Source organism: Stenotrophomonas sp. 05L44_2 (assembly GCF_056665995.1).
This window is the reverse complement of sequence record NZ_JBFTNR010000091.1, coordinates 1-10,668: the sequence shown is the minus strand read 5'-3', so window position 1 is coordinate 10,668 and position 10,668 is coordinate 1. Positions and strand designations below refer to the sequence as shown.

At 65.8% G+C, this 10,668-nt stretch carries 5 protein-coding genes, 1 pseudogene and 1 riboswitch; of the genes and pseudogenes, 3 read left to right on the top strand and 3 right to left on the bottom strand.

What is annotated here, in order from left to right; translation table 11 throughout:
- Positions 1-100 precede the first annotated feature (100 nt).
- Positions 101-3,544 carry a hybrid sensor histidine kinase/response regulator gene (locus AC1VAN_RS05090; RefSeq protein ID WP_049465038.1) on the top strand — a complete coding sequence of 1,148 codons (3,444 nt, stop codon included), beginning with the start codon at positions 101-103 and terminating at the stop codon, positions 3,542-3,544.
- Positions 3,545-3,583: 39 nt separating this feature from the next.
- Here the strand turns inward: AC1VAN_RS05090 and AC1VAN_RS05085 are convergent, their stop codons facing one another.
- The 3 genes from AC1VAN_RS05085 to acs all read right to left on the bottom strand — a co-directional run bounded on the left by AC1VAN_RS05085 (position 3,584) and on the right by acs (position 7,317).
- Positions 3,584-4,159 (bottom strand): manganese efflux pump MntP, encoded by a 576-nt coding sequence (locus tag AC1VAN_RS05085; protein WP_032976929.1) that lies wholly within the window; start codon positions 4,157-4,159, stop codon positions 3,584-3,586.
- 89 nt (positions 4,160-4,248) lie between these two features.
- A riboswitch (yybP-ykoY riboswitch) is annotated at positions 4,249-4,338 on the bottom strand.
- 288 nt (positions 4,339-4,626) lie between these two features.
- Positions 4,627-5,292 (bottom strand): response regulator transcription factor, encoded by a 666-nt coding sequence (locus AC1VAN_RS05080; protein ID WP_006477308.1) that lies wholly within the window; start codon positions 5,290-5,292, stop codon positions 4,627-4,629.
- Between the two features lie 81 nt (positions 5,293-5,373).
- Positions 5,374-7,317 carry an acetate--CoA ligase gene (acs, locus tag AC1VAN_RS05075; protein ID WP_480985383.1) on the bottom strand — a complete coding sequence of 648 codons (1,944 nt, stop codon included), beginning with the start codon at positions 7,315-7,317 and terminating at the stop codon, positions 5,374-5,376.
- 245 nt (positions 7,318-7,562) lie between these two features.
- Between acs and AC1VAN_RS05070 the strand changes: the two are divergent.
- Together AC1VAN_RS05070 and AC1VAN_RS05065 are read left to right on the top strand one after the other, a co-directional pair.
- A pseudogene (locus AC1VAN_RS05070) lies at positions 7,563-8,809 on the top strand (DcaP family trimeric outer membrane transporter).
- Positions 8,810-8,920: 111 nt separating this feature from the next.
- The gene (locus AC1VAN_RS05065) at positions 8,921-10,576 is read left to right on the top strand and encodes an MFS transporter (RefSeq protein ID WP_480985382.1); all 1,656 of its coding nucleotides are present in this window, start codon (positions 8,921-8,923) and stop codon (positions 10,574-10,576) included.
- The last annotated feature ends 92 nt before the right edge of the window (positions 10,577-10,668 follow it).

The window sequence follows — 10,668 nt, the reverse complement described above, 5'->3', positions numbered from 1 at the left end:
GACCAACGGTCATGACCCACCTTTGCGCCCCCCCGTCGTGACCTACCATCACGATCAACGGTCGTGATCTACTGGCCCCTCCTCCGACGGAAACACGCGCTTGGTCTCCAGCTGGATCCTGCTGCTGGTCTCGGTTGCCTACGCTGCGCTGCTGTTCGGCGTGGCGTGGTGGGGCGACCGTCGGCCGATGTACCCGGACCGGCCGTGGCTGCGGCCGGTCGTCTACAGCCTGGCGCTGGCGGTGTACTGCTCGTCGTGGACCTTCTACGGCGCAGTCGGTACCGCCGTGCGCAATGGTGTGGGCTACCTGCCGATCTACATCGGCCCGTTGCTGCTGCTGCTGTTCGGCTGGCGCATCATCGAGCGTCTGGCGCTGATCGCGCGCAGCCAGAACGTGGTCTCCATCGCTGATTTCATTTCCTCGCGCTTCGGCCGCTCGCGGCGGCTGGCGGCGCTGGTGGCGATCATCGCGCTGATCGGCATCATTCCCTACCTCGCCCTGCAGTACAAAGCGGTGGCGATGAGCCTGCAGGTACTGACCGGCAACACCGGCCCGACCGGGTTCTTCAGCGATCCGGCCCTGTACGTGGCGTTGCTGATGGCGCTGTTCGCCACCCTGTTCGGTACCCGCCAGGTGGACGCCACCGAACACCACCACGGCATGATGCTGGCCATCGCGCTGGAGTCGGTGATCAAGCTGGTGGCGATGGTGGCGGTGGGCGTGTTCGCCTATGTCTGGCTCAGCGACCGCAACGARGCGGTGGTGGAGTCGGTGCATACGCTGTTCACCGGGCTTCCGCCGGTGGGGTTCATTTCGCAGACGCTGCTCAGTTTCCTGGCCATCATCTGCCTGCCGCGCCAGTTCCATGTGGCGGTGGTGGAGTGCGGGGATGTGCGCGACGTGCGCCGCGCGCGCTGGATGTTCGGCGGCTACCTGGTGCTGATCTCGGCGATGGTGCTGCCGATCGCCACGGCCGGCATCAGCCTGTTCGGTACCGGAAGCGGCGTGGCCGACGACTCGATGGTGCTGGCGTTGCCGCTGGCCGAGGGCCGCAACGCGCTGGCACTGATCGCCTATATCGGCGGGTTCTCTGCCGCCACCGGCATGGTCATCGTGTCCTCGATCGCGTTGGCGACGATGGTCAGCAACGATCTGGTGATGCCGGTGCTGCTGCGTCGCAGTGGCGACCACCAGGAAGCGGCCGATGTCGCCTCGCGGGTGCTGTGGATCCGCCGGCTGGCGATCCTGCTGCTGGCACTGATGGCCTACAGCTACTACCGCAGCAGCAGCAACGACAGCACGCTGGCCTCGTACGGACTGATGGCGTTCGCCGCGGTGGCGCAGTTCGCGCCGGGCCTGATCGGTGGCCTGTACTGGCGCGGCGCCAGCCGTCGTGGCGTCGAGACCGGCATGCTGCTCGGCTTCGCCACCTGGCTGTACACCCTGCTGCTGCCGGCGATGACCATGGCCGGCTGGATGGATGCAGGCTGGGTGCAGCATGGTCCGTTCGGCATCGATTGGCTGCGGCCGCAACAGCTGTTCGGCATGACCGGCTGGGACCCGCTGACCCATGGCACGTTCTGGTCGCTGCTGGTCAACGCGGCGACGATGATGCTGGTATCGGCGCGTTGGCGTCCGGGCGTGGATGAGCGCCTGCGCGCTGCGCCCTTCCTCGATCCCTATGCCGAGCGGCCTTCAGTGGCCGGTGGTTGGCCGGGCCACGTGCACGTGGGCGACCTGCTGGCACTGGCCTCGCGCGTGGTCGGCGAGCGCCATGCGCGGCGCTCGTTCTTCGAACAGGCGCAGTCGCTGGGGCGCGAGCTGCAGTCCTCGGCACCGGCGGACCGGCCGTGGGTGCAGTTCACCGAGCGCCTGCTGGCCGCATCGATCGGGGCGGCGTCCGCGCGCCTGCTGCTGACCAGCCTGCTGCGTGGCTCCGGCATGGACCTGGGCGAAGTGGTGGCGGTGCTGGACGAAGCCGGGCAGGAACTGCGCTTCAACCGCGAGATCCTGTCGACCACCCTGGAAAACATCAGCGCCGGCGTCAGCGTGGTCGACCCGGACATGCGCCTGACCGCGTGGAACCGGCGCTACCAGGACATGTTCGGCTATCCCGACGGCATGCTCTACGTGGGCCGCCCGGTGGCGGATCTGATCCGCTACAACGCCGAGCGTGGCGAGCTGGGCGAGGGCGACATCGAAGTGCAGATCAACCGCCGCATCGGCTATATGCGCGCCGGTTCGCCGCACGTGTTCGAGCGCACCCGCAGCGATGGCAAGGTGATCGAAATGCGTGGCCAGGCACTGCCCGGCGGCGGTTACGTCACCAGCTACAACGACATCACCGACTACAAGCACGCCGAACGGGCGCTGCTGGAAGCCAACGAAACACTGGAACAGCGCGTGGCCGAGCGCTCGCATGTTGCGGAAGTCGCACAGCAATCGAAGACCCGCTTCCTGGCGGCGATCAGCCATGACGTGCTGCAGCCGTTGAATGCGGCGCGACTGTTCGCTTCGGCGCTGCGCGACAGCGACCATGTCAGTGACGAGCAGCGGCACCTGGCCGAACGCGTGGATGCGTCGCTGCGTGCGGCCGAAGAGCTGCTGGATGGGCTGCTGGACGTGTCGCGGCTGGATGCTGGTGGCCTGCATCCGGTGATCGGCGAATTCGATGTCAGTGCGTTGATGCGTGAGCTGGCCGCGCAGTACACGCCGGTTGCGGCCGGGCGTGGGCTGCGGCTGGATCTGTTCGCGCGTACCACCTGGGTGCGCAGTGATCGCCGCCTGCTGCGCCGCGTGCTGCAGAACTTCCTGGCCAATGCGCTGCGCTACACGCGGCAGGGGCGCATCGTGCTTGCCGTGCGCCAGCGCGGCGACGAAGTGGAGCTGCAGGTGTGGGATACCGGCCCCGGCATTCCCGAACACCACATGCGACAGATCTTCGATGAGTTCCACCGCTACCAGCAGCCGTTTGACTGGGGCGAGCAGGGCCTGGGGCTGGGCCTGTCGATCTGCCAGCGCATCTCGCGCCTGCTTGACCATCGCTTGAATGCCCGCAGCCGGGTTGGCAGTGGATCGATGTTCTCGATCATCCTGCCGCAGGTAGCGCCGTTGCCGGGATATACCGAAGCGCTCACCGTGGCGCAGGCCGCACCGCCGATCCGCAGCGATTCGCTGGCCGGCCTGCGCGTGCTGTGCGTGGACAACGACGAGGAGATCCTCGATGGCATGCGCGCGCTGCTGGGGCGCTGGCAGGTGCAGGTGATCACCGCATCGACGGTGGACCAGGCGTTGCAGAAGATCGCCGAGCGTCCGCAGGTGATGCTGGTGGACTACCACCTGCACGATCGCATGGATGGCCTGGATGCACTGGTGGCACTGCGCGAAGCGGCGGGCTATCCATTGCCCGGCGCGCTGCTTACCGCCGATGGCCGCGATGAACTGAAGCGGATGGCACGCGAGCGCGGCTATCGCCTGTTGACCAAGCCGATCAAGCCAGCCTCACTGCGCGCGTTCCTGGGCGCGTTGCGCGACGCCCGGTAGTGCCRGCCGCTGGCCGGCAACCTCGCAATCGCCGGCAGGTTACGCCACGCCGTGCAGGTGTTCGTACAGGATCGTCGCACCGATGATCACCAGGATCACGCCACCGATGATTTCGGCGCGCTTGCCGACCATGCTGCCAAGTGCGCGGCCAAGCATGATGCCGGCGGTGACCATGGTCAGCGTGCACAGGCCGATGACCGCCGCCATCACGCCGATATGCACGTCCATGAAGGCCAGGCCGATGCCCACCGCCATCGCGTCGATGCTGGTGGCGAAACCGGTCAGTGCCAGCTTCCAGAAGCCGTGGTGCTGCGACGGATCTTCATCGTCCTCGCCGCTGTCAGGGCGCAGGCCGTTGTAGATCATGTGGATGCCCAGTGCGCCGAGCAGGCCGAAGGCAATCCAGTGGTCGAAGGCTTCGACGTACTGCAGGGCGGCACGACCGAGCAGCCAGCCGATGATGGGCGTGATCGCCTCGATGACGCCGAAGATGATGCCGGCGCGCAGCGCATCACGGAACACCGGCCTGCGCATGGCGGCACCCTTGCCGATCGCCGCGGCGAAGGCATCGGTGGACATGGCAAAGCCGATCAGGAGGATCGAAACAGGAGACATGAGCGGCAGCAGAAGGTCGGGCAAGGACGGACGCACGGCTCGCGCTCGCGCCCAACCTGACGTTGCGCGCGCGGGCCGCTGGTCTCGCCAACCATCATGGTTGTCCACGCCACGGCGCACTGGCCGAGTATGTTGACGTGGACGATTCCTGCGTAGGAATCCGGCTACTCCCCAAGGGGACGCGAAGCTTAGCACCGCGATCCGCGCGTGGCGCATCTCCCGCGAAACGCGCAGGCACGGCTGGTTTGTATAGCGATGGCTATACCACGGGCGATACGGTAGCGCCGGGCCGTGCCCGGCGAGCGTAGCGGGTAGTGCCGGCCGCTGGCCGGCACGCGCAACGGCGAGAGCGTGCCAAGCAAGCCTGGCACCCGCAAAAGCAGTTTCCGGTAGCGCCGGGCCATGCCCGGCGAGCGCAGCGGCGATACAGGTACGGGCGATTGCCGGCCAGCAGCCGGCACAAACCCTCAGTCTTCTTCCGGCGGCAGCACGATGGCGTCGTCGTCGATCGCCAGCTTGCCGGCCATCAGCACCGCCTGGGTGCGGTTGGTCACGCCCAGCTTGCGCAGGATCGCGGTCACGTGAGCCTTGATCGTCGCTTCGGAGACATTGAGGTCGTAGGCGATCTGCTTGTTCAAGCGGCCCGCACCCAACATCTGCAGCACGCGGAACTGCTGCGGGGTCAGCTCGCGCAGGCGCTGACCGACTTCGCGTTCTTCGCTGCCGGTGGGCGGCACGTTGTGTGCTTCCGGCGGCGCCCAGGTCTCGCCATCGAGGATGGTGCCGAGTGCATGGCCGATGGTGTCCGAATCGGCGGATTTCGGAATGAAACCTAGCGCACCATGGTCGAGTGCACGCCGCATCACCGTGGCTTCTTCGCGTGCGGACACCACCACCACCGGCAGGTGCGGATGCAGCGAGCGCATGTGTACCAGTGCGTTGAAGCCCTGTGCGCCGGGCATGTTGAGATCCATCAGGACCAGGTCGGCGTCGTTGTGCTGGTCGGCCAGCGCATACAGCGCCTCCACGCTGTCGGCCTCGAACAGTTGAACGCCCGGAATGACCCGCTGCACGGCACCCCGCAGGGCTTCGCGGAACAACGGATGGTCATCGGCAATCAGGAGGGTGGTCATGGTCGGGGGGAACCGTGGGGGGAAAGCAGATGGGGTCAGAGCCCTTTCCTTGTGGAAAGGGATCCGACCCCGGGTAGCACATCAACGCACCTTGCGCTCGTCCACCAGCGACGCCACGACTGATGGATCGGCCAGGGTCGAGGTGTCGCCGAGCTGGTCCGGTGCGTTCTCGGCGATCTTGCGCAGGATGCGGCGCATGATCTTGCCCGAACGGGTCTTCGGCAGGCCCGGTGCCCACTGCAGGTGGTCGGGCGTGGCGATCGGCCCGATCTCCTTGCGCACCCAGGCGACCAGCTCCTTCTGCAGCTCATCGCTGGGCGCTTCTTCGGCCACCAGGGTGACGTAGGCATAGATACCCTGGCCCTTCACGTCGTGCGGGAAGCCGACCACGGCGGCTTCGGCCACCTTCGGRTGCGASACCAGCSCGCTTTCCAMTTCGGCSGTGCCGATGCGGTGGCCGSWSACGTTSAWCACATCGTCCACGCGGCCGGTGATCCAGTAGTMGCCGTCTTCRTCGCGGCGGCAGCCGTCACCGGTGAAGTAGCTGCCCGGGTAAGTGCGGAAGTAGGTGTCGATGAAGCGCTGGTGGTCGCCGTACACCGTGCGCATCTGGCCCGGCCAGGAGTCACGGATGATCAGGTTGCCTTCGGTCGGGCCGTCCTTGATCTCGCCATCGGCATYGACCAGGGCCGGCTGCACGCCGAAGAAGGGCAGGGTGGCCGAACCCGGCTTCAGATCCATCGCACCGGCCAGCGGCGAGATCAGGATGCCGCCGGTCTCGGTCTGCCACCAGGTRTCGACGATCGGGCAACGGCTGTCGCCGACCACTTCGTAGTACCAGCGCCAGGCTTCCGGATTGATCGGTTCGCCGACGCTGCCAAGCAGGCGCAGCGAGGCGCGCGAGGTCTTCTTCACCGGCTCCTCGCCTTCGCGCATCAGCGCGCGGATGGCGGTGGGAGCGGTGTAGAAGATCGACACCTTGTGCTTGTCGATCACGTTCCAGAAGCGCGAGGTGTCCGGGTAGTTCGGCACGCCTTCGAACATCAGCGAGGTCGCGCCGTTGGCCAGCGGGCCGTACACGATGTAGCTGTGGCCGGTGACCCAGCCGACGTCGGCGGTGCACCAGTAGATGTCGTCCTCGCGCAGGTCGAACACCGCTTCATGGGTGTACGCCGCGTACAGCAGGTAGCCGGCGGTGGTGTGCAGCACGCCCTTCGGCTTGCCGGTSGAACCSGASGTRTAGAGGATGAACAGCGGATCCTCGGCGTTCATGGGTTCCGGCTCGCAGCTGGCCGGCTGGCTGTCGACCACATCATGGAACCAGCGGTCGCGCGGGGCCTGCATGTCCACCGCACCGCCGGTGTGGCGCACCACCAGCACGGTTTCCACGGTATTGGTGCCGGGCAGCTTCAGCGCCGCATCGACGTTGGCCTTCAGCGGAATCTTCCGGCCACCGCGCAGGCCTTCGTCGGCGGTGATGATCAGCTTGCTCTGGCAGTCGCTGACACGGTCGGCGATCGAATTCGGGGCGAAGCCACCGAACACCACCGAGTGGATCGCACCGATGCGCGCGCAGGCCAGCATGGCCACGGCAGCGTCGACGATCATCGGCAGGTAGATGGTGACCCGGTCGCCCTTCTTGACACCCAGGTTGCGCAGCGCGTTGCCGAGACGGCAGGTGCGCTCGTACAGCTCGCGATAGGTCACGTGCTGGGCCGGCGCGTCCGGGCTGTCCGGCTCGAACAGCAGGGCCGTCTTGTCGCCGCGCTTTTCCAGCTGGCGGTCCAGGCAGTTCACGCTGGCGTTGAGCTCGCCATCTTCGAACCACTTGATGTGGAAGTCGGACAGGTCGTAGCTGACGTTCTTGATCTTCGTCGGCTTGCGCGACCAGTCCAGCCGCTCGGCAGCCTTGCCCCAGAACGCATCCGGATCGGACACCGAGGCCTGGTACTGCTGTTCATAGGTGTTCTTGTCGATACGCGCCTTGGCGGCGAACTGCGGATCGACAGGGTAGAGATCAGCCATGGCACCCTCACTTGCACGTTGACTTTGTGTGTGCAGCCGCAGCATTGCAGCAGCCGTTCCCCCTCAGTTTGCCCCATCCACCCCCGGTCGCGTCACCACTTCGGTTAGACCTTGGTCGAAAGTCGGGCCCCTGCAGGCCCGGGTTCGACCAATGGCCAATAGCCGGTGCGTGCAAACGCCCCGCAGTCTCGGCTCGACCGTGCCCCACGCGCGGCATCACCTTGCCACTTGGGAGAGAGGGCAACATGAGCCACCGTACGTTGAAAGCCGTGCGCACACCTTTGGCGGCCTGCCTGTTGGTCGCCCTGGTCGCACCGGGCATGGCGTTCGCCGAGACCGCCAAAGAGAAGGCACTGGAGTCACGCGTCGCCGAACTGGAGCGGCAGGTGCAGGCGCTGCTGGCGTCGCAGCAGCAGCAACAGACCCAGATCGTGYAGACCCAGCAGGCGGTCACCGACGTCCGCACGCTGCAGGCCGAACAGAAGCCGGCGGTGCCTGCGGGCAAGCAGCCGATCCAGGTCACCACCATCACCCCCGGCGCGGCGCCGGGCACCACGGTCAAGATCGGCGGTTTCATCAAGGCCGATTTCCTGGCCACCCAGACCAGCGATGGCCAACTGGCCGACGACGCCACCGGCCGCTCGCTGTACCTGCCCGGGCAGACCCCGGTGGAAGGCGCCGGCGGCAGCGGCAAGCGCTCGGACGTGGACTACAACGCCCACGCCAAGTTCTCGCGCTTCAACCTGGGCATCGACAACGTCAGCGAGTCGGGCAACAAGGCCGGCGCGTTCTTCGAGATGGATTTCTTCGGCAACTCGCTGGGCAACCAGACCGCCACCAACACCTATGGCGTGACCCTGCGCCATGCGTACATGTACTGGAACAACTGGATGGCCGGCCAGACCTGGTCGAAACCAATGCCAGCGCCAATTCCGATCGCGGCAGCCTGCCGGACCTGACCCTGCGTTATGGCTGGAAGGGTGACTGGGGTACGTTCGGTGTTGGCGGTATCGTCCGTCAGCTGAAGGTCGACAACCAGGCCACCGGCGCAAAGGCCGACAAGGTGGCCGGTGGCCTGACCCTGGGCGGCAAGTGGGTGATGGGTGACAGCGATTCGCTGCACTACCAGTTCACCGGTGGCGAGGGCATCGCCCGTTACATCGGCCTGGGCATCACCGCCGATTCGGCCTATGACGTGGCCCGTGACGAGCTCAACCCGACCGGTGTGATCGCCGGCTATGTCGGTTGGCGCCATGCGTTCTCGCCGAAGCTGCGCACCAACCTGATCTATGCGCGCAGCGACTACGACAACGACAGCATCCTCGGCCCGCTGGTGACCAAGAGCGTGCAGAGCATCCGCGGCAACATCTTCTACTCGCCGCTGCCCAAGGTCGATGTCGGTGCCGAGCTGATGTACGGCAAGCGCGAGATAGAGAACGGCAACAAGGGCGATATCACCCGTCTGCAGTTCACTACGAAGTACAGCTTCTAAAGGAGTGCCGACCAAGGTCGGCACCTACCAAGAATGAGTGCCGACCAACGGTCGGCACCTACCTAGACTGCGTGCCGACCGAGGTCGGCACCTACAGAGGGAAAGCTTCCCATGTCCACAACACCTGCACCGGCGAAAGCCCAACTAACCCAGGGACACAAGAAGGTCATCTTCGCGTCCAGCCTGGGCACCGTTTTCGAGTGGTACGACTTCTTCCTGTATGGCTCGCTTGCGGCGATCATCGCCAAGCAGTTCTTCAGTGGCGTCAATGAAACCACGGGCATGATCTTCGCCCTGCTGGCCTTCGCGGCCGGCTTCTTCGTGCGCCCGTTCGGTGCGGCCTTCTTCGGCAGCCTCGGCGACCGCATCGGCCGCAAGTACACCTTCCTGGTCACCATCCTGATCATGGGCATCTCGACCTTCCTGGTCGGTGTGCTGCCCAACTACGCCTCGATCGGCTTCGCCGCGCCGGTGATACTGATCATCCTGCGCCTGGCCCAGGGCCTGGCCATGGGCGGCGAGTACGGTGGTGCGGCGACCTACGTGGCCGAACACGCGCCGGACGACAAGCGTGGCCTGTACACCAGCTTCATCCAGTGCACGGCCACCCTCGGCCTGTTCATGTCGCTGCTGATCATCCTGGCCTGCCGCTACTTCCTCGGCAACGAAGCGTTCGAAGCCTGGGGCTGGCGCATTCCGTTCCTSGTYTCGATCSTGCTGCTGGGTGTGTCGGTGTGGATCCGCCTGCAGCTGAGCGAGTCGCCGCTGTTCCAGCAGATGAAGTCGGAGGGCAAGGGTTCCAAGACGCCGTTCCGTGACAGCCTGAAGGGCGGCAACCTGAAGCTGATGCTGCTGGTGCTGCTCGGCGCCGCAGCGGGTCAGGCGGTGGTCTGGTATGGCGGCCAGTTCTACGCGCTGTTCTTCCTCAGCAGCATGCTGAAGGTCGACGCCACCACCTCCTACCTGCTGATCGCCGCCGCGCTGGCGCTGGGCGTGCCGTTCTTCATCTTCTTCGGCTGGCTGTCCGACCGAATCGGCCGCAAGAAGATCATCCTGGCCGGCTGCCTGTTGGCCGCCATCACCTACATCCCGATCTTCAAGGGCCTGACCCACTTCGCCAACCCGGCCATCGAAGAGGCCCGCAGCAGTTCGCCGGCGCTGGTCGTGGCCGACCCGACCACCTGCTCCTTCCAGTTCGATCCGGTGGGCCTGCGCAAGTTCACCAGCTCCTGCGACGTCGCCACCGCCGCGCTCACCAAGGCCGGTGTGCCGTATGACGTGCAGCCGGCCGCTGCCGGTTCGCTGGCGATGGTCAACGTGGGCAGCGCCAGCGTCACCTCGTACGAGGCCGCCGGCCTGACCAAGGAAGAAGGAAAGGCCAAGGCCGATGCATTCGGTGCTGAGCTGAAGACTGCGCTGACCGGTGCCGGCTATCCCGCCAAGGCCGATGGTTCGCGCATCAACTACGCAGGCACGATCCTGATGCTGTGGCTGCTGGTGCTGTACGTGACCATGGTCTACGGCCCGATCGCCGCCTACCTGGTCGAACTGTTCCCGACCCGCATCCGCTACACCTCGATGTCGCTGCCGTACCACATCGGCAACGGCTGGTTCGGTGGCTTCCTGCCGGCGATCTCGTTCGCGCTGGTGGCCGGTACCGGCAACCTGTACTACGGGTTGTGGTACCCGATCATCATCGCGCTGATGTCGGTGGTGATTGGCGGCCTGTTCCTGCGCGAGACGAAGAACGTGGACATCACCAAGTAAGAATGATGTTCATCGAGTGAAGGAGAGGCCGTGGTGCAGACCACGGCCTTTCTGTTTGTGGGGGCGCTTATCCGGCCCGCACCCTGGTAGTG